Source organism: Phormidesmis priestleyi ULC007 (assembly GCF_003003695.1).
GTDB classification, from domain to species: domain Bacteria; phylum Cyanobacteriota; class Cyanobacteriia; order Leptolyngbyales; family Leptolyngbyaceae; genus Phormidesmis_A; species Phormidesmis_A priestleyi_A.
This window is the reverse complement of the sequence record NZ_PVWG01000012.1, coordinates 35,509-56,900: the sequence shown is the minus strand read 5'-3', so window position 1 is coordinate 56,900 and position 21,392 is coordinate 35,509. Positions and strand designations below refer to the sequence as shown.

General features: G+C 49.8%; 21 protein-coding genes. 11 read left to right on the top strand and 10 right to left on the bottom strand.

Going from position 1 to position 21,392, the window contains the following annotated elements; all coding sequences use genetic code 11:
• Positions 1-83: 83 nt before the first annotated feature.
• Together C7B65_RS12595 and C7B65_RS29255 are read right to left on the bottom strand one after the other, a co-directional pair.
• Complete coding sequence (locus C7B65_RS12595) at positions 84-332, bottom strand: Ycf34 family protein (protein ID WP_073070471.1); 249 nt, start codon at positions 330-332, stop codon at positions 84-86.
• 166 nt (positions 333-498) lie between these two features.
• Positions 499-624, bottom strand: coding sequence for a hypothetical protein (locus C7B65_RS29255; RefSeq protein WP_262983529.1), 126 nt, complete (start codon positions 622-624; stop codon positions 499-501).
• 43 nt (positions 625-667) lie between these two features.
• On the opposite strand from C7B65_RS29255, the gene C7B65_RS12590 reads away from it, so the two are divergent.
• Both C7B65_RS12590 and C7B65_RS12585 read left to right on the top strand, forming a co-directional pair.
• Positions 668-2,002: a tRNA nucleotidyltransferase/poly(A) polymerase-related protein gene (locus C7B65_RS12590; protein WP_073070472.1), complete on the top strand. Its 1,335-nt coding sequence runs from the start codon at positions 668-670 to the stop codon at positions 2,000-2,002.
• A 174-nt stretch (positions 2,003-2,176) separates the two neighbouring features.
• On the top strand, positions 2,177-2,368 hold the full coding sequence (locus C7B65_RS12585; protein WP_068818557.1) for a hypothetical protein: 192 nt from the start codon (positions 2,177-2,179) through the stop codon (positions 2,366-2,368).
• A 110-nt stretch (positions 2,369-2,478) separates the two neighbouring features.
• On the opposite strand, the gene C7B65_RS12580 is transcribed toward C7B65_RS12585, so the two are convergent.
• Positions 2,479-3,609: an NAD(P)/FAD-dependent oxidoreductase gene (locus C7B65_RS12580; protein WP_219898515.1), complete on the bottom strand. Its 1,131-nt coding sequence runs from the start codon at positions 3,607-3,609 to the stop codon at positions 2,479-2,481.
• 66 nt (positions 3,610-3,675) lie between these two features.
• On the opposite strand from C7B65_RS12580, the gene C7B65_RS12575 reads away from it, so the two are divergent.
• The 4 genes from C7B65_RS12575 (at position 3,676) to mazE (ending at position 6,430) form a co-directional block, all read left to right on the top strand.
• Positions 3,676-4,518 carry a YaaW family protein gene (locus C7B65_RS12575; protein ID WP_073070473.1) on the top strand — a complete coding sequence of 281 codons (843 nt, stop codon included), beginning with the start codon at positions 3,676-3,678 and terminating at the stop codon, positions 4,516-4,518.
• A 14-nt stretch (positions 4,519-4,532) separates the two neighbouring features.
• Positions 4,533-5,810 carry an O-antigen ligase family protein gene (locus C7B65_RS12570; protein ID WP_223257329.1) on the top strand — a complete coding sequence of 426 codons (1,278 nt, stop codon included), beginning with the start codon at positions 4,533-4,535 and terminating at the stop codon, positions 5,808-5,810.
• A 129-nt stretch (positions 5,811-5,939) separates the two neighbouring features.
• Positions 5,940-6,182, top strand: coding sequence for a hypothetical protein (locus tag C7B65_RS12565; RefSeq protein WP_073070475.1), 243 nt, complete (start codon positions 5,940-5,942; stop codon positions 6,180-6,182).
• Between the two features lie 23 nt (positions 6,183-6,205).
• Complete coding sequence (gene mazE / locus C7B65_RS12560; RefSeq protein ID WP_073070476.1) at positions 6,206-6,430, top strand: type II toxin-antitoxin system MazE family antitoxin; 225 nt, start codon at positions 6,206-6,208, stop codon at positions 6,428-6,430.
• Positions 6,431-6,501: 71 nt separating this feature from the next.
• Here the strand turns inward: mazE and C7B65_RS12555 are convergent, their stop codons facing one another.
• The 5 genes from C7B65_RS12555 to glpX form a co-directional block, all read right to left on the bottom strand.
• Positions 6,502-9,381, bottom strand: coding sequence for a UPF0182 family protein (locus tag C7B65_RS12555; RefSeq protein ID WP_073070477.1), 2,880 nt, complete (start codon positions 9,379-9,381; stop codon positions 6,502-6,504).
• Positions 9,382-9,440: 59 nt separating this feature from the next.
• Entirely contained in the window at positions 9,441-9,686 is a 246-nt protein-coding gene (locus tag C7B65_RS12550) for a type II toxin-antitoxin system HicA family toxin (protein WP_073070478.1), read from the bottom strand.
• Positions 9,683-9,892: a 2-oxoisovalerate dehydrogenase gene (locus C7B65_RS12545; RefSeq protein WP_073070479.1), complete on the bottom strand. Its 210-nt coding sequence runs from the start codon at positions 9,890-9,892 to the stop codon at positions 9,683-9,685. The genes C7B65_RS12550 and C7B65_RS12545 overlap by 4 nt, the downstream gene beginning before the upstream one ends.
• A 208-nt stretch (positions 9,893-10,100) precedes the next feature.
• A complete protein-coding gene (locus C7B65_RS12540) occupies positions 10,101-11,396 on the bottom strand; it encodes a glutamyl-tRNA reductase (protein WP_073070480.1) in 1,296 nt (431 codons plus the stop codon).
• 129 nt (positions 11,397-11,525) lie between these two features.
• Positions 11,526-12,563, bottom strand: coding sequence for a class II fructose-bisphosphatase (gene glpX / locus C7B65_RS12535; protein ID WP_073070481.1), 1,038 nt, complete (start codon positions 12,561-12,563; stop codon positions 11,526-11,528).
• Between the two features lie 242 nt (positions 12,564-12,805).
• Here glpX and C7B65_RS12530 point away from each other — a divergent pair, with 242 nt between their 5' ends.
• The 4 genes from C7B65_RS12530 (at position 12,806) to C7B65_RS12515 (ending at position 18,296) form a co-directional block, all read left to right on the top strand.
• Complete coding sequence (locus C7B65_RS12530; RefSeq protein ID WP_244913201.1) at positions 12,806-13,078, top strand: Calvin cycle protein CP12; 273 nt, start codon at positions 12,806-12,808, stop codon at positions 13,076-13,078.
• 80 nt (positions 13,079-13,158) lie between these two features.
• Positions 13,159-13,383, top strand: coding sequence for a hypothetical protein (locus C7B65_RS12525; protein WP_073070482.1), 225 nt, complete (start codon positions 13,159-13,161; stop codon positions 13,381-13,383).
• A gap of 239 nt (positions 13,384-13,622) precedes the next feature.
• Positions 13,623-17,273, top strand: a complete 3,651-nt coding sequence (gene smc / locus C7B65_RS12520) for a chromosome segregation protein SMC (RefSeq protein WP_106254002.1) — start codon at positions 13,623-13,625, stop codon at positions 17,271-17,273.
• Between the two features lie 42 nt (positions 17,274-17,315).
• A complete protein-coding gene (locus C7B65_RS12515) occupies positions 17,316-18,296 on the top strand; it encodes a PRC-barrel domain-containing protein (protein ID WP_073070484.1) in 981 nt (326 codons plus the stop codon).
• A 97-nt stretch (positions 18,297-18,393) separates the two neighbouring features.
• Here the strand turns inward: C7B65_RS12515 and surE are convergent, their stop codons facing one another.
• Together surE and C7B65_RS12505 are read right to left on the bottom strand one after the other, a co-directional pair.
• On the bottom strand, positions 18,394-19,068 hold the full coding sequence (gene surE, locus C7B65_RS12510; protein ID WP_073070485.1) for a 5'/3'-nucleotidase SurE: 675 nt from the start codon (positions 19,066-19,068) through the stop codon (positions 18,394-18,396).
• Between the two features lie 58 nt (positions 19,069-19,126).
• Positions 19,127-20,209, bottom strand: a complete 1,083-nt coding sequence (locus tag C7B65_RS12505) for an ATP-dependent 6-phosphofructokinase (RefSeq protein WP_073070486.1) — start codon at positions 20,207-20,209, stop codon at positions 19,127-19,129.
• Positions 20,210-20,347: 138 nt separating this feature from the next.
• Between C7B65_RS12505 and era the strand changes: the two genes are divergently transcribed.
• Positions 20,348-21,304: a GTPase Era gene (gene era, locus C7B65_RS12500; protein ID WP_073070487.1), complete on the top strand. Its 957-nt coding sequence runs from the start codon at positions 20,348-20,350 to the stop codon at positions 21,302-21,304.
• Positions 21,305-21,392: the final 88 nt, after the last annotated feature.

Below are 21,392 nucleotides of genomic sequence, written 5' to 3'. Positions count from 1 at the left end.
TATCGATTTTTGCCCTACTGTTCCCAACACTTAAGATTTAATCACTTTTATTAAGTTAAAGATTTGTGTCTTTATTCCAGATGTCAAGTAGGAACGAGTTCTCCAGGGCGCAGTTTTGCCCACTTGCCTTGTTCTTTTTTAAAGCTCAAGCAACCAACTACATCCCATTCCATCTCGATATAGTCGGTACGATCGCGAATGTTGACGTTGATAGTTGGCTCAGTCGCCTCAAAATCTGGCGTTTCGGTGAGGTGCGCCTGCTCGTGCTGGTCTTCTACCGCATGGTAAGTGGTGCAACGGTCTACGTAGTGGCAATTTACGCAAATACACATGATGGTCAATCTCTCTAGATCACTAAAAATTAGAGTGGCGTTCTGACTCTTAGAGACGAATCGGGAATCGAGATGCTTTTCTGTTACTCTAGCTCAGGCGAACGAATTGATCACGAGCTTTCAGGTTGATTTATGTTGCTTGTTTAGAAAGCAGCGATCAATCGGGTTATCTGAGCGATCGAGTCCGAAATGAGTCGATTTCTGCTAAACGCTCACCATTCTTCAATCCTGAATCGTCATACTGAAGATCTGTCGGACAAAAGCTGGTTGCAGTCCGAAAGGTAAGCTTCACAGAGTTGTTTCGTGAGCATTAAATTGTTTGGGATGAGTTTGAATTGAATCACCGTTTAGATTGTTGGCAAGACGTTTTGGTTGCCTCTTCTGCCCTGTCTCCCGAAACTTGGCCCTTTAGCCTCTCCTGGCTACCACCCTCTGCCTGTTTAGTTGGAGGGACTGTTCGCGATGCGCTGCTCGATCGCCCTTCTGACTATCTCGATTTAGATTTTGTGCTGCCGACAGGCGCTGTTGAGACCGCCCAAGCGATCGCTCGTCACTATCGAGCCGGGTTTGTCTTACTGGATGCCGATCGCCAAATTGCCAGAGTCGTTTTTGAGCAAGGGACGGCAGATTTTGCCCAGCAGGTTGGCTCTAGTTTAGATGCAGATTTGCGGCGACGCGACTTTACGGTGAATGCGATCGCCTACAATCCGCACACCGCTCAACTGCTCGACCCGCTGCAAGGTCACGCTGACCTCAAACGCGGGCTGCTGCGGATGGTGTGTGCCGAAAACCTCGCAGAAGACCCATTAAGACTGCTGCGCGCTTATCGTCAAGCTGCCCAGCTAGGGTTTTCGCTAGAGCCAGAAACTCGGACTATCATTCGACAGTTGGCTCCCAAACTGCGGCAGATTGCAGCAGAACGAGTGCAGTCTGAATTGAATTATTTGCTGAGTAGCGATCGCGGAACGTTTTGGCTCACGGCAGCATGGCAAGATGGGCTGCTGCAAGATTGGTTCCCCAGTGCTGATACCCAAAGTTTGACGCGGCTGCTCGGAATTGATCAAACGACTGTGATCTTTCAAGAAACCCGGACTGAGTTTGCAACCGAATTGTTTCGCAACATTCGGGGTGGAGCGCAATCCAATTCAAGCCAACCTGAACCCAAAGCCTCTGGATCGGCTCGAACATGGTTGACGATCGCCAAGTTAGCCAGCCTATTAGACTCTGACCCGCAACTGGCAGAAGCGCAGCTATGGCGCTTAAAATACAGTCGTGCCGAAATTCAGGCGGTCAGCACGGCGCTTAGGGGATTGCCCCAATTGTGTGCCAAGCCGTTGCTGGAGTGGACGTTAGCAGAGCAATATTTCTTCTTCAGAGAAGTGGGCGCGACGTTTCCAGCATTGGCAATTTTAGCGATCGCCGCCGGGACTCCTTTAGAAGCAATTACGGCGCTAATCACACGATTTTTGAACGCTGATGATCCGGTTGCTCATCCGATGCCATTACTAACTGGGCAAGACCTAATGAGCGCCCTAAACTTGTCTGCCGGGCCGCTGATCGGCCAACTGCTTGCGGCTCTCCAGTTGGCGCGGGCAGAAGGCAAGGTTACAAATCGTAAAGACGCACTAGTGCTAGCCGCAGACTTGTTGAAACAGAAGGCAACCGAATGATAAGATTGTTTGCTGAGAAGAATTCATAATTCTGAGATAACCTGTAGTCTGAATGACCTTCCAGGTTATGTTAGAGTGATTCTCTAACTCTTTTTTCTGAGGGCTAAATCGAGTTCTCAGCAATTACGATCGTTATTGACACCATTCGCTAATAGATGTCTCCAAGGGGTAAACATGGCTAAACGCCGCAACCAAAAGAAAGAAAAAGCTCTCCGCAACCAGGCTTATGCTCGTAAGTTTCGTAAACGCACCAACACCGGGCGCATGACGAGAGGAAGACGCTACGACAGCAACCGCATGGATGACGCTGAGGGCGATCAAGAAGGCGCAGGCGGCAGGGGCAACGAAGGCGCTGCTGACGTTTAGAGATTTAGAGTCAAATCAATATTTAGAAGGGTTGCGTGTTCAACAAGGTTGTTCCCCTCTTCTGAGTTATCCCCAAGCCGTCATGGTTTGGGGACTTTTAATGGGCAAATTTAGGCGATCGTCTCCCAAAAGTTTTCTACTAGCGATCGTGATTGCAGTTGAGAATTGATTTGAGCCGATGTCGCCAACCCTGCCAAAAAAGCGCTTTCGACTCGGTTTCCCCTACACCAATCCCCAGTCAAAAGCAGCGGCGATCGAATATTTGCCGTCAGAAACTTCTCAGCCAGAGGATTAATGGGAAACGCATAGCGCCAGCGATGAACTTGCAGAATTTCGGGCGACTTAAGCCAGGGTGCCAACAAGTCAGCGGCTCTGTCTAAAAGCGTTTGTCCGATAGATTGAAGATCACTGGCTTCTAAATGACGACTTGCAAACGCCGCCGTGCTTTGAACGATCACAACGCGCTGAGAAGGCGAGTTTTGCTTGGTGCTATCTAAACCTACCCACCCGATCGCAGGGTCGTGGGCACAAGTTACCGCTTTCCAGGGTAAGGCTGACTCGTTTTGTTGGGGTGAATAGACCGCGATCGCGCTGATGCAAGCAGAAAATTGGATTGATCGCAGACGAGTTAAAAGTGTTTCAACATCTGCAACAGGTTCTAACAGAGTCAACGCTTGCGGAGCCGGAATTGCGCTGACGATCGCCGATGCGGTTAAGCTTGCTGGGTTTGTGATCGGTGTCCTTTCATCAGGCTCAAACTGCAATGCCCAGCCCTGATCAATTAGATGAATCGCTTCGACTCGTTGATTAAGCCAGATATTGAGTCCGGTGGCGAGAAACTTGGCGATCGTCGAGATTCCGGTCGGAGACGCATAGCGAGGAGCGTGATCAGGCGGTTCGATCAGTTGACCCTCTGCATCAAGTTCGTGAATCGTGTCAGTCCAGACTTGTAGGATCGATCGCTCAAGCAGTTTTTCAACTAGCGCTTTGAAGCGATCGTCCTTTGGCTTCAAATAGCACACGCCATGATCGGCGTGAGTGCCCTGCAACCGTCGAGTCGCTAACCGCCCCCCCAATCCACGAGATTTCTCAACGACAACCACCTTATATCCAGCCTGTTGAAGTTGTTGAGCACAGGTCAGACCTGCTACCCCTGCGCCAATTACAGCAATATCAAAGTGAGAATCAGCCATTTTAGAAGAGTTTTGAGATTCCTGATGCCGAAATAATTCATAACTCATGACTCCCCCTTCCTACTATGTAGAATGTGGGAGATTGCCATCACTCTGCATTGAAGGAGTTTACGAGTGGACGAACTGAGAGCCGCGTTAGAGTTAGCGACCGAGGATGAGTTACGGGATTTAACCGAAATATTGTTCCGTCCCAAGTTTAACCCGTTAGATTATGTCAGCACGCCTGACCCGATCGCGGTGCAGAGTCAAGATCGCGACGATTGGCTGGATGCGATCGATCAGCGATTTCGCTATTTAGCTGCTGATGGAGTCACGGTGCTGCGTCGTCAAACGGGTCAGGTGAGCTATCGCCAGGTTTTGATTCAAGTCTGTCGCTATTTAAAGCTGCCTTATGCTGGCTCAATGTCTACCACTGATCTGGAAGCCGAAATCTTTCTTAGCGTACTCAACCGCGCCTGGAAACAACTGCCCGCTTTAGAAAAGACTGCTCTAACGCGACGGGTACAGCGATCGATCGCCCAATCCACTTTAGCGAGTCAATTGCCTCTCTCAGTTCAGAACGATCCGCTGAAGCTAATTTTAAAAGGCAGCGGTGCGATCGCCATTAGTTCCTTAGTGCGCCCAATGCTGTTGCAGCACGTTGCCCGCCAGTTTGCGCTGCATTTTGCCAGTTATCAAGTGGCAAAAGAAACCCTCGCTCAGGGTGGAATCGCAGCGGCAGGTCAGTTTCAGAACTATGTGTCGATGCGGATGGCGCGGCATGGCATGGCGGTGAGTGCGGCGAGATATGGCGCGGCTCGAACGGTGTTTGCGGTGGCGGGTTCGGCAATGTGGGCGTGGTTTCTAGCAGATTTGGGGTGGCGATCGATTTCGACTAATTATGGTCGAGTAATTCCGACGGTGTTTGCGGTGGCACAAATTCGGTTAACGCGTTCTGAGTGTTTTGAGGCGATTTGAGAAAGATTTTGAACGTGATTCGACTTCAAGATCATCCCGATCGGGCACTGCAAAGGCACTGGAACGTCATTCAAGTTGGATTATTTCTGCTGCCTTTTAGCGCGTTTTTGGGCTGCGTTGCCTTACTAGTCACATCGCTGGATATTTGGAGACGACAGCATAAATCTTTAATTCGTCAGCCTCTCAATCTCGGATTTTTAGGGCTAGGCGTTTGGCTGTTTGTCACCGCTTGCTTTGCCTTCGATCGCGAGAATGCCTTTCTAGGGTTATTCAACTTTCTGCCCTTTTTTATCGTTTTCCCGGCTTTGGGTGTGTTGATTCAGACTCCCGCTCAACTGCGACGCATTGCCTGGACTCTCGTTCTCACCTCAATCCCGGTGACGCTGATTGGCTTGGGGCAACTCTACTTAAATTGGGGCGGACATCCTTCTCTGCTGTGGGGTTTGATTGAATGGACGATCGCACCCACTGGCAACCCGCCTGGACGCATGGCATCGGTGTTTACTTATGCGAATGTGTTAGCGAGCTATTTTGTGGTGGTTTTTGTGTTGGGGCTGGGGCTGTGGGTTGAGTCTGCCAAACAAACTCGGCACTGGTATTTTTTAGGAAGCGTTGTCTTAATCAACACGATCGCGCTCATTCTCACCAACTCTCGGAACGCTTGGGCGATCGCTCTGCTAACTTGTCTTGCTTTTGCGCTCTATCAAGGCTGGCATTGGCTGGTTAGCATTGTTGCCGCGATTGCTGGAGTGATGTTAGGCGCGGCATTTGCACCCCTGCCCTTTCAAACCTGGTTTCGGCTGGTTGTTCCAGCGTTCTTTTGGGCGAGGTTGAACGATCAGATGTATAGCGATCGTCCCGTGGCTCAACTGCGATCAACTCAGTGGAAGTTTGCCTGGTCACTTGCCCAACAACGTCCGCTCACAGGTTGGGGGTTGCGAAACTTTACGCAACTCTATGACGCTCAAATGCATTACTGGCTGGGACATCCTCACAATCTGTTGCTGATGATATCGGCTGAAGCAGGAATTCCAGCGGCGTTATTGTTGTCTGGCTTAGTCGGTTGGGTAATGGCTCAGGGAGTGTTGGCGCTGAGGAATATGGATAGCGATCGGCTAATCTATTTCACGTTTCTGATGGCGTTTTCTGCCTGTGCATTGTTCAGCTTTTTAGATATTACGTTGTTCGATGCCCGGATCAATACGATCGGGTGGGTATTGCTTGCAGGAATTTGGGGAGTCGCCGATCGACATTTGGGTAGAACGAAAGTAACCTCATCGATCGGCAGTTAATAGTCTTTGGTTTCGATTTGGTGTTTGAGTATGAAGTTGTATGTGCAATACGGAGAGGAATTGTCTAGCCAATGGCAAAGGGTTTGTGAATTAGACCTAAAACCTGGCGTTGGATCACATCCACAGTCGATGGCAACTTCTAGAGATGTGCTTGGCCTAAATCCTGAATCTATCGTTTTACCTAATGGTGAACAATTAGAGATTAGTGCTTATTATTCTTTAGGAAATCGAGGCATCAGTATCAACATAGTCGGTAACGACAAAACCCTAATTCAAGTTGGTGGTTTTAAACACAGTGAGACAAGTTATGATCCCAGCGTCATTTTTCTCACACCGAAAGGATTATATCTATCTTTGCTAGTGGGTCAGTAACAAAAATAGGAGCAGGTTGAAGAATGAGTAAGAAAGTCAGTATCACTTTGGATGACGAAGTTCTAGACTTTGTAGGTCAGTTAACAAGCGATCGTGGCAGTTTCATAAACGACATTCTCCCGAAAGAGAAGCAGAGGGGTTTTATGAAGGATCTGGAAGATGCCTACAAGGAGCAGGCTAATGATCCAAAGTTTCAAGAAGAGATATCTACTTGGAATGTCACAATGGACGATGGTTTAGATGCCTAATAGGACATTAGTGAGAAAGCTGTAGGCATTGAACTTGGTTTCGGTTCGGCATTCAAAACTACCTAACCCGATTATTCAACCGGACGCACGATCGCAGGTGTCTTCGTAGGCGTAGGTTGAAAGATTGCTTGCAGTGCTTCATCAAGGGTTGCTGCCATCGCGATCTGATTTTCGTAGGCAACAATCACGCGTACTAGTGTAGGTAAACTGTTTTGTTCCGCTTCGAGGTAGAGCGGCTCGACATAAAGCAGCGATCGCTCGATCGGAATCACCAACAAATTTCCTTGAACGACGCGTGATCCGGCTCGGTTCCAAAGAGAAATTTGCTGGGAGATCACCGGATCTTGATTGATTCGGGCCTCAATTTGCTCAGTGCCAAAGACCAGTTCTTGTTTAGGAAACGTGTATAGCAACAGTTTGCCGTAGTTTTCACCGTCCGATCGAGCCGCTAACCAGGCGATCAGATTTGTGCGTTGATTGGGCGTGTAGGGCAACAACAAAATAAATTCTTCACTGGCAGCAGTTGGGAGTTTGGTAATCAAATAATAGGGTTCAACGGGCTGCGTTTTGTTGCCATAAATCTCATTCGGAACTTGCCATTGATCTTCACGATTATAGAAAACTTGCGGATCAGTCATGTGATAGGTAATCAACCGTTCAGCCTGACTGTTAAAGAGATCGATCGGATAGCGAAGATGACTGAGCAACGCAGGCGGTAATGTGGCGATCGGTTTCAACAAGTTTGGAAAAATTGCTGCCCAACTTTGAATCATCGGATCTTGAGCATCCGACACATAGAAGTCTACTGAACCGTTGTAAGCATCAACCACAACTTTAACGGAGTTGCGAATATAGTTAAAGCCAAACTGTCCGGGGTCGGAATAGGGATAGCGATCGCTCGTAGTATAAGCATCGACAATCCAGTAAAGACGGCTGGGAGTGGCTCCTTGATTTTCTTTAACGTCTGCCACGACGAGATAAGGATCTTGGTCATAGCGCAGAAAAGGGGCGATCGCGCGAATTCGTTCGTTAATGTTGCGACGGAACAGCAGCTTTGTTTGTTCAGTAAAATTGCTCGTTAAAAGCATCTGCCAGTCGCTGAGATAGTTAGCAAACAGCAAGCGCCGCCAAGGAGCCGCGATTTTAATGCCGCCTCGCCCATCGTAAGTGTTGTAAGCGTTTTCATTGCCGCTCGGATAGTCAAACTCTTGCACCTTGGTCGCAGTCATAACATAGGTGTGAGCGCTTTCGCCGTAGTAAATGCGCGGATTCTCGATCGGAATGCTGGCTCGAATCTGCTGACTCGAAAGCCGCAAGTTGCCGTTGCCTTGATTGGGAGCATCCACGCCAATATCGCGCACAAAATAACCAGGTAGACCGCCGGGTGCCACTCGATTCACTGGGCTGAGGGTAAATCCATAGCCGTGCGTGTAGGTCAAATGCTCGTTGACCCAAGTTTGAGCCTCTGGCGGAACATTGTTGTAGTCAAGTTCGCGAGCGGCGATTAAGACTTGCTGTTCTTCAGTTGTGCGCTTTGACTGCTCACTGGGGAGCGTATAGCGATCGATGTCGGCATCAAAAAAAGTGTAATAGGGACGAATCTGCTGAAGCTGTCGGTTAGTTTGCAGCAACGGGCGAGTATCCCACAGGCGAATATTGCGAATGGTCAAAGCGTTTTTCTGAAGCGCTTCTAAGGTGAGATCGTTTTGCGGATTGAAGGTTTGAGCGTCGATTTCGGTGAGGTTAAAGGCTTCTCTGGTTTTGGCGATGCTGCGCTCAATATAGGGTCGTTCTTTCGCTAACTCGTTGGGCTGGACGGCAAAGCGTTGGACTGAAATCGATAACAGCGGAGTCGCGATCGTTGCCACTAATCCATAAATCGCGAGTCCGTAGAACAATTTTGAATTCTGGATTCTGAACTTTGAGTTGAAGCAAGCGCGGTAGAAAAAGTAGAGCGCGATCGCCACTGCTGCAAAACTCAACGCAGTATAGGCAGGTAATTGCACCGCAACATCTGTGTAACTAGCTCCATAAGCAACGCCGCGAGTTGAATAGAGCAACTCATAGCGACTGACCCAATAGCTGAGGGCGATCGCCAGCATCAAACATCCGCCTAGCCCTGATAAATGGCGCTGTTGTTGCGGCGAAAAGCCTGAAACTGTTCCTTCACTCAAGCTGTTGCCTGACAGTAGATAGATTAAACAAACGGCGACAAATCCATAAATAAATAATCCGATCAGCCAATATTGCAGCAGTTCTGCGATCGGCAAAAAGAATACATAATCACCCACATTTCGATTAAAGAGTGGCTCAATCCCATCAAACGAGATGGCGTGGAGGGCTTGCAGCACCTTGCCCCAATGGTGCGACAGAATAAATCCTAATCCCAAGCTGAAACCGATCGCGATCACGGTTAATAAAAATCGTGGATAGATCAGCAGCGCGATCGCAAATCCAGCTAAGGCGATCAGTTCCAGCGAGGCAACCCACCCTTGTCCTAATGGCGCAAAGAGTTGAGCGAGGATTTGCGCGATCGTGTCTAAGCCAAATTGAGTCGGTGAGACTGGAGAAATATTAGGAAGCACCCAGTTAAGCTGCCAAAAACTCGCGGCGGTCTGCCCATAGTGCAGCAGCAAAACCCCAATCAGCAGACTGAGGGCAAACGTGAGGGGAATCAGCCAGAAGAGAGCATTAGGAGAATTTGAATGTTGAGTTTTTGAAGGTTGGGGCTTGAGTCGATCGGCGTGAACAAGATTGCCGAGAAGAAACCAGGCTGAACCAAGGGTGACGATCGTCCAGATTGCCGCTTGAGTGCCCAGCCGCAGCCAAAACACCCGCAAATAACCCACTTCTTGAAACCAAAAGCTTTCTGCAATCAAATGAGACAGCAGATCAAACCCGAACCACAGCCCTACTAAGGGAACGAATGATTTAGAGACTTGATTCCACATACAAAACGCAAGGATCAAAAGTCAGGTAGCAAACCAACCGCACAGAGTTAAGAGAGTAATTACTTGCCAAACAACTCTTGTACTAGATTATCTCGACTCAATTTTGTATGTTCAGCTACTTCTCTCAGAATGGCAGAGAGCGTTCCAACTTTGATGGCATCGTGATCTGGAACTGTGATCTGATGCTCTCCACCTGACTGAGTTGTTAGCCGAATATGGCTCCCGTTCTGACGCTGGACGACATATCCAAATTTAGCAAGAAGCTTCGCGAGTTCCTGTCCAGACAGATCACGCGGCAGTTTCATGAGGCGATAACTTCATCTCTTACAAAATGCAATCGGATCAGTTTGGGGCGGTTCTGCTCATCTGCAAAATGGCACCGCACAGCATCCCGAATTTCTTCTCGTAAAGTGGCAACGTCATCTGCTTCGGTGAAAATCGCTGCTCCCAAGGCGCGAGCAGTGTAGCCACCATCTGGATCATCTTCAATCAAAAACACAATTTCAGTCATAAGATACGAACGATCGGTTTCAGCTTGCTGTTTGCTTTACGTCTATTTTCTGGCATTGCTGAATTACGGTATGAAATGCTAAATTCGCCCTCACCCTAGCCCTCTCCCAGAAGGAGAGGGAACAAGACTTCTGGCTCCCTTCTCCCTGGGGAGAAGGGTTGGGGATGAGGGCAATTCATACATTCATTCAGAAACGTCTATTTTCTTTCTACACTCTCGCTTGCTGATTTGAGGGGGTTTCTAGATTAAACAACACCGTTAATGTCTGCATCGCTTGACGACGAGCTTCAATATCCTGCTGTGCCCTCAACTGCACCATCGGATCGTGCAAAATTTTGTTGACAATGCCGCGAGTCAGCGCCTCGATCACTTCTTTATGACGATCGCCAAACTCATTCCCCAATCTCGATAGCGCTTTTTCTAATTCTTGAACACGAATCGTTTCTACTTTGTCTCGCAGGCTGCTGATCGTGGAAACAGTTTCGAGCGATCGTAGCCACAGATCAAATCCGTCGATCTCTTCGTCGAGCAGCAATTCGGCTTCCATTGCCATCTGGCGGCGGCTTTCTTGGTTTTGCGCGACCACGGCTTTCAAATCATCCACGTTAAAGGCTTGGACGTGGGGCAACTCGTTGACGTTCGCATCGACGTTGCGAGGAACGGCGATGTCAAACAGCATTGAATGTTGATTGGGCTGCAACACAGACTCTAGCTTGGCGCGATCGAGAATCGGTTCGGTTGCCGAGGTGCTAGTGAAAATAATATCGGAGTCAGCGATCGTCGGCAGCATTTCCGCCATCAGACCCAGATGCAGCGGCGCATCGGGAAACAGTTTGGCTAACTCATTAGCGCGCTCGATCGTGCGGTTCAAAATCGTAATGTGAGTGGCACCTTTAGACAACAAATGCTGAACCAGCAACCGAGACATCTTACCCGCACCGAGGATCAGCACGCGACAAGCCGCTAAATTTTGGGCTTTAATCTGCGCCAGTTCGACGGCTGCCGAGCTAATTGAAACCGCTCCCGTGCCGATGCTAGTTTCGGTGCGAACGCGCTTCCCGGCGGTGATTCCCTGCTTGAAGAGTTGATTGAGAATCCGACCTACGCCGTTGTGTTGCTGCCCTAGTTTGTGACACTGTTTCACCTGGGCTAAAATTTGTCCTTCGCCCAAAACCAGACTGTCTAACCCTGACGAGACTCGCATCAAGTGCATAACTGCATCCTGGTGCAGCAGCGTGAAGAGATATTGACGCAAATAGATCGCAGGCAGCTTGCTGTGTTCTGAAAGAAACTGAATGACTTCGCGAATGCCCTGCTCAGTTTCGGTAGTGACAATATAGATTTCTAGACGGTTGCAGGTGCTGAGAACTGCGACCTCTTCTAAGTGAGGATAGCTGCACAACTCTGCGATCGCCTTGTCATAAACGGGTTCAGGAATACTCAGTTTTTCGCGAACTTCAACCGGAGCTGTTTTATGACTCAGCCCCACAACGGCAATGTTCATTTTAAATTCACTCTAAAATTACGATGCTGAACGCGATGAATTTGAAAATTAACGGGTCAAGAATGGTGAGCAAACAGGGAATAGTCCAACACCTCGCGGACTATTCCCTATCGCCGATCGACCGAGCGATTAGTGCAGTTGCACCACTTTGGGCTGTCCAGACATGTGAACGGTGTCAACAAATCGAGCCGTCTGAGATTTGTTGGAGATCACCAGCGACTGGGTTCTTGCGCCGCCCTTAAAGAAGCGCACCCCTTGCATCAGGTTGCCAGGAGTGATGCCGCATCCTGCAAATAGCACGGTGTCACCCGATGCCAATTCGCTTGCGTCATAGACTTTATCGGGGTCGTTGATGCCCATGCTTTTCAGACGATCGATGTTAGCTTCTCTGCTTTCACCAATTAGACCTGTTTTCACCACTTCTGGATCATAGATCAGTTGTCCTTGGAAGTGCCCACCCATTGCGCGCATTGCGGCGGCAGAAATGACTCCTTCAGGAGCCGCACCGATGCCCATCAGCGCGTGAATGTTGGTGCCTGCAAAGCCGCAAGAGATGGCAGCGCCCACGTCACCATCGCTGATTAGCTGCACTCTGGCACCTGCTTCACGGATTTCAGCGATCAGACCGTTGTGGCGTTCGCGCTTCATCACGACGATGACGAGTTCTTCGATCGAGCGATCTAAACACTCAGACAAAATCTTCAAGTTCTCAGTGGCAGACTTGTTGATGTCTACTCTGCCTTTGGCAGCCGGAGGAGCCGCAATTTTCTTCATGTAAAAATCGGGGGCGGCAAACAATCCACCTTTTTCGGAGATTGCCAGCACTGCCATTGAGCCGGGTTGACCATAAGCGCAAAGGTTGGTGCCTTCGCAGGGGTCAACGGCGATATCAATCTCGACTAACTCATCGGGGTTGCAGAAGGTTTTGGCATCGGGTTGAGTACACACCCCCACTTCCTCGCCGATATAGAGCATCGGAGCGTCATCTCGCTCTCCTTCTCCAATCACGATGCGACCCCGCATGTAGATTTTATTCATCCGCTCCCGCATGGCTTCGACTGCCACGTGGTCAGCCATGTTTTTATCCCCTTTTCCCATCCAGCGAGCGGAGGCGATCGCAGCCTGCTCAACCACTTCAATAATCTCTAAGCCCAGCGTGTTTTCCACGAAGTAAGTCCTCCAACTGCTGATATTGAGCCACTTTGAAAAGCGCTCTCAGTTTACAAGTCTACCAAAAGGGGGTGATGCCTTCTTATTTACCTGTGTGTTAAGTTTTGCGATGGAAAAAGCCGGGATCAGCGATAGGCAGAGATCTGTCTGGGGAGGAAGTTCGATCAGGCTAACGGGCGCTAAGTTGAATTCAGGACTTTTGAGAGTCTTAATTCAAAAGCTACTTAGTCAAAAGTCCAATGATCACTCCTAGTCAGGAAAATAAGCCGATGACTCCAGAGACAAAAGTTCCTTCTACAAATGTTGAAAACCAGCTTCAAGAGTTAACAGAGCAAGCTCGGACTGCCTGTGCGACGACGGGAGATGCGTCGAGTGAATGTGTAGCGGCTTGGGATGCGGTGGAAGAAGTGCAAGCCGAGATGTCTGATCAAAGTCCAGACAAACGGTCTAGCCTCGATCGCTATTGTGCCGACAGCCCGGATGCCGCAGAATGTCGTATTTATGATGTTTAAATGACAGTTGTGTCAGCGATCGCAAGATCTTCAAAACTTTTAACAGAGCGATCGCTGACTCATTACCAGCAGGCTTTTTGATGGTTAGTTTGTTTGTCTGGTTTGCAGCAGCTTGGGTCGGGGGAACGGCGGCAATATTGGGTAGCTTGATGGCGATCGGGACGCTAATTCTCTGGTGTGTCCCCAATCAGTCTGGGGCGTGGCAAAATCAATTGAAATTATTGGGATTTTCGGTGGGGTTGACGATCGTGGGTTTTGCCCTCCTCTTCATATTTTCTGGCAGCCCCGCGAATATAAAATTCTGACCCATTAGATTTCGTATGGGCACGGCATTGCTGTGCCCTCCTCTCGTATGGCATTGCCTCGCCCTCATTTCTTTCCAAATCGATTTTTGCCTGTACAATTGCTCAAAATCGTCAAAAAACCGAAAAATATATAGAACGCTTGTTCTAACTGTGCTATCAATATAGGAAACTCGCTCATTTCCAGCCACAAAGCCCTATTCGGGCTACACTAAACACTCATTTTTCGGTCAGAACAGCCTGTGTACGTCAAGCGCGTCGAACTGACTAACTTCAAATCTTTTGGTGGCACCACTCCGATTCCGTTGCTGCCGGGGTTTACTGTGATTTCGGGCCCAAACGGGTCAGGCAAATCAAATCTGCTCGACGCATTGCTGTTTTGCTTGGGTTTGGCAGGCTCTAAAGGAATGCGGGCAGAGCGGCTCCCTGACTTGGTAAATCACACCCAAAGCACACGCGGACGATCGACCGTTGAAGCCGCCGTTACCACCACGTTTGACCTGTCTGACGAGCTTGATTTGCTTAATACATTGGGCAAGCCCGAAGGTGAGGAAGTCGAACTGGCATCCAACCAAAATGGACACACCAACGGCAATGGTAACGGTAACGGTGCAAGTGAAACTCCTAACACCGAATGGAGCGTTACCCGAAAACTAAGAGTCACTCAGCAAGGCACTTATACCTCTAACTATTTTATTAACGGCGAACCCTGCACCCTGACTGATTTACACGAGCAACTCAATCGTCTGCGAATTTATCCTGAAGGTTACAACGTTGTGCTTCAGGGAGACGTAACGCGGATCATCTCCATGAACGCAAAAGAGCGGCGAGAAATCATTGATGAAATGGCTGGTGTGGCATCGTTCGATCGCAAGATCAATCAAGCCAAAGACAAGCTCGACGCGGTAAAAGAGCGAGAAGACAAATATCACATCGTCGAAAAAGAATTGATCGATCAGCGCGATCGTCTGGCACAAGATCGCATCAAAGCTGAAAAATATCAAAAACTTCGCGGCGAACTGCAAGCCAAAGAGCAGTGGGAAGTCGTGATTCGCTATCGGCAAGCTGCCCGAAGTGTCGAGCAACTGCAAGCGCAAATTCAGACTGGCGAGACAGAAATCGTTGATTTAACGACTCAGATTGCGGCGATCGCCATTGATGTCGAGAAAACCTCAGCAGAATTAGAAAAACTCAACGCCCATGTCCGTTCTTTAGGCGAAGAAGAGCAAATTGCCCTGCAATCGACGCTGGCAACTCGCGAGGCAGAGCTGCGTCAACTCCAGCGGCAAGAGCAAGATCTGCAAACCGCCAGCCGGACTTTAGCCGAGAATTTGGCACGATCGCAGCAAGAGATTCACGAGCAAACCCAAACTTTAGAATCACTCACCCAAGAGCAGCAGACCGCAGAGACGCGAGATCTCGCCACCATGCGGCAGCAACGAGACGACGCAAAACAAACGCTAGAGGTGAGCCGCGAGGCCGCAAATGCTTCCGCCGCCAGCGCTGAGGCTTGGGTGCAAGAGCAGACTGAACTGCGGCACCAAATTGACACGCTACTGACCCGTCTAGAACCCAAACGCACCGAGCAAGCGCAACTGCAAGAACGTGCCAGCCAGCTTGCGCGACAAATTCAAGAACAGACGCGATCGCAGCAAACCCTCACACACCAACTCACCGAAAAACAAGCCGAACAAACTCAACTCGCCACGTCTCTAGAGCAAGCTACCCCTCAAATTCAGTCGATCGCGCAGGCGGTGTCTGCTGCCGAGCAGGAGGCACAAGTTCAGAAAGAGACGCAAACGCGACTATTAAACGAGCAGCGAGACAAACAGCGCACGTTAGACAAGCTAGAAGCCCAATCCCAGGCGATTCAAGAAGCTCAGGGCACCCACGCCACGCAAGTGATTCTCAAAATGGGAATGTCAGGCGTACACGGACTCGTCGCCCAACTTGGACGGGTGGAACCGCGCTATCAAGTCGCACTAGAAACGGCGGCAGGCGGGCGATTAGGTCAATTGGTCGTGGATGATGATGCGATCGCCGCTGCCGCGATTGAGATTCTCAAACAAAAACGCGCCGGACGAGCCACATTTCTGCCGCTCAACAAAATCAGAGCCGGAAAAGCTCCCTCTGCCAGCACGTTGCGATCTATGGGGGGCTGTGTTGACTTTGCGATTAATTTAATTGAGTGTGACGATCGCTATTGGGAAGTGTTTTCTTATGTGTTTGGCAGCACGGTGGTCTTTCAGGCAATGGGCGACGCTCGACGATATATCGGGCAATATCGAATCGTGACGCTTGATGGAGAATTGCTTGAGCAAAGCGGAGCCATGACGGGCGGTAGTTCTGGGGGTCGATCGCCGATTCGGTTTGGCACGGTGGACGCGGGTGAGTCAGCCGAAATTACGACATTGAAAGAACGCCTTAAAGTGATCGATGCGATTCTGTTTCGATGTGAGGATGCGCTAGAAAAGGCGACGATCGCCCACCAAAAAGCGATGCAGCACCTTACAGAAGCTCGTCAGCAGCATCGAGAACTTCAACTCAAATCCGATCAGGTTCAAACCGAAATTCAGCGCTTAGAAACTCAGCAATCCCAACTCAGTCAGCAGCTTCAGAAAAGCACTCAAGAACTGACGATCGCTCAAACTCGCTTACAAGTTCTAGACACCGAGATTCCCACTCAAGAAACTCAGCTAGAACAACTGCGGCAAACCTTAGCGGATTTGGAGCAATCGCAAACGCACAGTGAGTGGCAGCAAATTCAACTAAGAATCCGATCGCTCGAATCTGATCTCAATCAAAAAGAATTAGCCCTCCGCACCGTCGAACAACGACTTCTCCAGTTAGACAATCAGCGTCAACGCCTCCAAGAAAAAATCCAGCAAGGGCAATCGCGAATTCAGGAACACCGCACTCAGCAAACCGGACAGCTACAGCAGCAGTCTACTCTCAGCAACCAGCAACTAGAAGTCAGCCAACATATCGCTGAGTTGCAAGCCGCCTTAGCCGCATTAGAAAAAACTCTGGGATCAGAACGTCAGCAGCGCGATCGCGTCGATCGTCAACTGCGAGACTTGCAAACCCGTCAGCAGCAGCTTGACTGGCAGCGCGGTAAAGTTCAAGAAACTCAGGGAACTCGTCGGACTGAAGTTGCCGCCCTGCACGAGCAACTCACCGACCAACAAGCCGAGCTTCCCGACCCGTTGCCAGAGATTCCTGACCCTGCGCCCGATTTGTCTCAGCTTCAGCACGAGCTACGATCGCTGCAAAAACGCCTTCAGGCAATGGAGCCTGTGAATATGCTGGCGTTAGAAGAATACGATCGCACCCAATCCCGACTTGAAGAACTCACCGAGAAGCTAGAAACCCTCCAAGAAGAGCGCACCGAATTATTATTGCGAATCGAGAACTTCACTACCCTACGGCAACGAGCCTTCAAAGAAGCATACGATGCTGTAGACATTAACTTTCAGGCGATCTTTGCCACGCTTTCTGACGGCGATGGGCATCTGCAACTCGAAGATCCTCAAGATCCCTTTAACGGTGGCTTAAATCTGGTGGCTCACCCCAAAGGTAAACCCATCCAGCGACTTGCCTCAATGTCTGGAGGCGAAAAATCCTTAACAGCGCTCAGTTTCATCTTTGCCCTTCAGCGATATCGCCCCTCGCCGTTTTACGCATTTGATGAAGTAGACATGTTTCTTGACGGGGCAAACGTAGAGCGATTAGCTAGAATGATCAAACAGCAGGCACAACAAGCGCAATTTATTGTGGTGAGCCTGCGTCGTCCGATGATTGAATCTGCTGAACGAACGATCGGCGTGACTCAGGCACGAGGCGCATATACCCAAGTTCTGGGGATAAAGCTGCCCCAAAGTGCCTCTATATGATTTGATGTTGACAGCATTTGCACGAATAGGATTCGGGACCCAATGACAGAAGAATTTCGCCAACGCTCCGATCTCCTGGGAACACAGGTCATCACTCGCACCACAGGTAAACGACTGGGAGTGGTTAGCCAACTGTGGGTCGAGGTCGATCGTCAACAAGTCGTCGCCCTGAGCATCCGCCCAAATCTCTTCTATGGCACCCCTCAACCGATGATGCTGTCCAAGATTCGGCAAATTGGCGATGTGATTTTAGTCGATGACGAAAACGCGATTGAAGACGTTGATCTCGACGGCTATAGCAGCCTGATTAACTCTGAAGTGATTACCGAGACGGGTGAACTGCTCGGCAAAGTCCGGGGTTTCCGGCTGAATATTGACAGTGGCAAAGTCGATACGCTGACCATTGCCTCGATCGGGCTACCGCTGATCCCCGATCAAATTGTCAGCACTTACGAACTTCCCATTGACGAAATTGTCAGCAGTGGACCCGATCGGCTGATCGTTTACGAAGGTGCCGAAGAGCGAATGAGTCAGGTTAGTGTCGGCATTTTAGAACGGCTTGGCATCGGCAAACCGCCTTGGGAGCGCGACGAATCTGAGCAATATCTCGCTCCCATTCGCACCGAAAATCAGCTTCCCTCCGGCGTTCGGACTCCGATTCAAACCCAAGTTCGGCAACCTGTCGAAGAAACGTGGAACGAAGACAACTGGGAGCCAGAACCATTGCCACTGCGTCAAGAGCCTCCGCGTCGTGCCGAACTCTATTACGAAAATGAAGAAGAAGACAACTGGAGTGCGGCAACCGAGCGAGATAACTACGAAGAAGAATACGACGAAGACTATGACGACGAAGAGGATTATGTCACCGAGGCTGAGTTTGAAGAGGTGAGAGAACCCGAAGTCAAATTCGACGACCCGGAAGAAGATCCTTGGAAAGACGAAGACAAAGAACCGTATACGCCTCAAGAACTCAAAATCCCTGAGAAAGTTAAACAGCCCGAATACGAAGAAGAAGGCTACTAAAAACTGTAAATCAAATCAGAACGAAAATCCACGTACGGCCATGGCACTGCCGTGCCCATTAACTTGCCAGTAACCGACAATATTTAATTCACGATCGCTAGACCGCTAATTCTGTGATCGCGATGCTGCCCGACAAACAAACGTCAACATCCGAGCCTTCGTCACGCTTGCGTTTAGCATAGTCGCCACAGTAGTAGAAGTCATTGTCTTCAAGCCGGAAATCAGACGGAAGCGGCTGAGTGCAAGGTTTGCAAAAAATGATCGCTGGCTCAATTCCCACTTCTAAATAAGGTAGATTAACATTCCAGAAAGTCCCTGGTTTGGGGGTTCGATCGCGCAACTCTGCCAAAACTTTTGCCGTCCAAAAGGCGGATAAATCCCAATCGATCGACAGCTTTCCTTTCTTGTATTGAGAAATTGCCACACCCGGAATTCGATGAAATGCAGCTTCTCTAACGGCAGCGACGGTTCCAGAAATGTAGACATCTGCCCCCATATTGCCGCCTGCGTTAATGCCAGAAAGCACAAAACTGACATCGGAACAGAGATGGTTGAGGGCAATTCGCACACAGTCAGCGGGAGTTCCGGCGATCGAGAATTCACGGTGCGATCGCGTCTCTAGCCGAATCGGTTTTGTCGTCGTCACCTGATGACCGCAACCAGAATGATGATCGCGAGGTGCCACAATGATTCCTTCCCCATCCACTGCCTTGAGCAAAGCTCGGATACCGGGGGCATCAATTCCATCGTCATTAGTCAAAATCAAAGTCATAGAAATTCCTGTAGAGACGCGATACATCACGTCTCCCTATCTTTATCCAAAAGCAGTATTAATCGCCCAAATAGATCCCCAACCCACGCGCCGTTTTGGCCAGTGTGCTGTTGGGATCTACCACGCAATAATGAGCGATCGCTTGTGCGATCGGCACGCTAATCACCTGACGATCTCGCCACCCAACCATGCGATCGTAGTGTCCTTCGGCAATCAAATCCACTGCTGCGACTCCAAAGGCAGAGGCAAGCAAGCGATCGAGCGGTGATGGTGTTCCCCCGCGCTGGACGTGTCCCAGGACGGTTACACGAGTTTCTGCGCCACTGCACACTGCAATTTGGTTGGCTAAATATTGTCCAATGCCGCCATAGCGAAATTGCCCCGATGGATCGGTCGAACTGATCGATTCTCCGGTTTCAGTTCGCACGGCTTCTGACACAATCACCAGCGAGTAGTCTTTGCCTTGTTCCTGGCGTTCTCGCAGTTTCCCGCAGATATTGGCGATCGTATAAGGAATTTCAGGAATCAAAATCACGTCGGCTCCGCCTGCAATTCCGGCGCTGATCGCAATGTGTCCGGCATCTCGTCCCATCACTTCGAGGATCATGACGCGAGAATGACTGGCTGCCGTGAAGTGCAAGCGATCGAGCGCCTCAGTCGCCGTGTTGACCGCCGTATCGAAGCCGATCGAACATTCGGTAATATCGACATCGTTGTCGATCGTTTTCGGAATCGTCACCAAATTTAGCCCGCCCTGCTGCGCCAATCGCCGCAAAATTGCCATACTGCCATCGCCACCGATGCCGATGATTGCGTCTAAACCCAGCAGGTGATAGCCATCAATAATTTCTTGAGCGCGATCGACGAGTTGACCATCTGCCATCGGAAACGCAAAAGGATTGCCCTTATTGGTGGTTCCCAAGACCGTTCCCCCAGCAGTGAGCAGCCGATCGACTTTCTCAATATCAAGCGGCACAAATTCTGGAGGGCGAGACATTAAGCCTTGAGTGGCTTTAGAGATGCCCAAAACCTTCCAGCCATAGGTGCCGATCGCCCGAAACACGACTGCCCGAATCACCGCGTTCAGCCCCGCACAATCTCCGCCGCTTGTCAAAATACCAATGCGCTTCGTCTCGCCCATAATCTCCTACACTGAATAAGCTGTCAGTGGTACAGCAGACTTGTCGCTACTCGCCACCAACTCATTTTCAGTCTGACTTTATCGACTTCTGGGGCAGTTTTTTTGAGCACTATCCAAAACAACACAATTGGTTCAACTATGTCTAAAAACAATGACATAACGTTTGAGCAAGAAAGCTTTAACACGATTCCGGCTTCACCACCAGGGTTCAAATCTGGTTTTGTGGGCATCATCGGTCGTCCCAATGTAGGCAAGTCCACTTTAATGAATGATTTAGTGGGGCAGAAGATTGCCATCACGTCTCCTGTGGCGCAGACCACCCGCAATCGACTGCGAGGAATTTTGACTACGCCAGAAGCACAAATCATTTTTGTCGATACGCCCGGAATTCACAAACCGCATCACGAATTGGGCAATGTCTTGGTCAAAAATGCTCAAATCGCCATTCACTCGGTCGATGTGCTGCTGTTTATGGTGGATTGTTCAGTCGATTTAGGCGGGGGCGATCGCTACATTGCCGATTTGCTCAAGGAGATTAAAATCCCGATCATTTTAGGACTTAACAAAGCCGATCAGCAGGCTGAAGACGATCTATTTCTAGACAACAGCTACCGCGCTCTCGCTACAGACCACAACTGGACAGTGGCTAAATTTTCTGCCCTCACAGAAGACGGGCTAGAATCTTTGCAGCAAAGTTTGATTCAAAATCTAGAACCGGGCCCTTACTACTATCCGCCTGATCTAGTGACCGACCAGCCAGAACGCTTCATTATGAGCGAGTTGATTCGAGAGCAAATTTTGCTGCTGACTCGTGAAGAAGTGCCGCATTCGGTCGCGATCGGCATCGAGCGAGTCCAAGAAGAAGACACGATTACTCGCGTTTGGGCGACGGTGTTTGTCGAGCGCCCGTCTCAAAAAGGCATCATCATCGGCAAAGGTGGAACGATGCTCAAAGAGATCGGCACGGCGGCTCGTCAGCAGATGCAAAAACTGATTGATGGCAAGGTTTATCTAGAATTGTTTGTGAAAGTGCAACCCAAGTGGCGACAATCTCGCACTCGTCTTGCCGAGTTGGGCTATCGAGTCGAAGAGTAGACCTCTTGCAGGAATCCGGACAGCCCTCATTCCCAACCCTTCTTCCCTAGGAGAAGGAGCCAGAACTCTCTTGTTCCCGCTTCTTACG

What these genes read in the sequence shown, in the direction of transcription:
- C7B65_RS12595 (WP_073070471.1), bottom strand. Translation starts at nt 332, where the DNA reads ATGTGTATTTGCGTAAATTGCCACTACGTAGACCGTTGCACCACTTAC.
- C7B65_RS12585 (WP_068818557.1), top strand. Translation starts at nt 2,177, where the DNA reads ATGGCTAAACGCCGCAACCAAAAGAAAGAAAAAGCTCTCCGCAACCAG.
- C7B65_RS12580 (WP_219898515.1), bottom strand. Translation starts at nt 3,609, where the DNA reads ATGAGTTATGAATTATTTCGGCATCAGGAATCTCAAAACTCTTCTAAA.
- C7B65_RS12565 (WP_073070475.1), top strand. Translation starts at nt 5,940, where the DNA reads ATGGCAACTTCTAGAGATGTGCTTGGCCTAAATCCTGAATCTATCGTT.
- mazE (WP_073070476.1), top strand. Translation starts at nt 6,206, where the DNA reads ATGAGTAAGAAAGTCAGTATCACTTTGGATGACGAAGTTCTAGACTTT.
- C7B65_RS12555 (WP_073070477.1), bottom strand. Translation starts at nt 9,381, where the DNA reads ATGTGGAATCAAGTCTCTAAATCATTCGTTCCCTTAGTAGGGCTGTGG.
- C7B65_RS12550 (WP_073070478.1), bottom strand. Translation starts at nt 9,686, where the DNA reads ATGAAACTGCCGCGTGATCTGTCTGGACAGGAACTCGCGAAGCTTCTT.
- C7B65_RS12545 (WP_073070479.1), bottom strand. Translation starts at nt 9,892, where the DNA reads ATGACTGAAATTGTGTTTTTGATTGAAGATGATCCAGATGGTGGCTAC.
- C7B65_RS12540 (WP_073070480.1), bottom strand. Translation starts at nt 11,396, where the DNA reads ATGAACATTGCCGTTGTGGGGCTGAGTCATAAAACAGCTCCGGTTGAA.
- C7B65_RS12530 (WP_244913201.1), top strand. Translation starts at nt 12,806, where the DNA reads ATGATCACTCCTAGTCAGGAAAATAAGCCGATGACTCCAGAGACAAAA.
- C7B65_RS12525 (WP_073070482.1), top strand. Translation starts at nt 13,159, where the DNA reads ATGGTTAGTTTGTTTGTCTGGTTTGCAGCAGCTTGGGTCGGGGGAACG.
- C7B65_RS12515 (WP_073070484.1), top strand. Translation starts at nt 17,316, where the DNA reads ATGACAGAAGAATTTCGCCAACGCTCCGATCTCCTGGGAACACAGGTC.
- surE (WP_073070485.1), bottom strand. Translation starts at nt 19,068, where the DNA reads ATGACTTTGATTTTGACTAATGACGATGGAATTGATGCCCCCGGTATC.
- C7B65_RS12505 (WP_073070486.1), bottom strand. Translation starts at nt 20,209, where the DNA reads ATGGGCGAGACGAAGCGCATTGGTATTTTGACAAGCGGCGGAGATTGT.
- era (WP_073070487.1), top strand. Translation starts at nt 20,348, where the DNA reads ATGTCTAAAAACAATGACATAACGTTTGAGCAAGAAAGCTTTAACACG.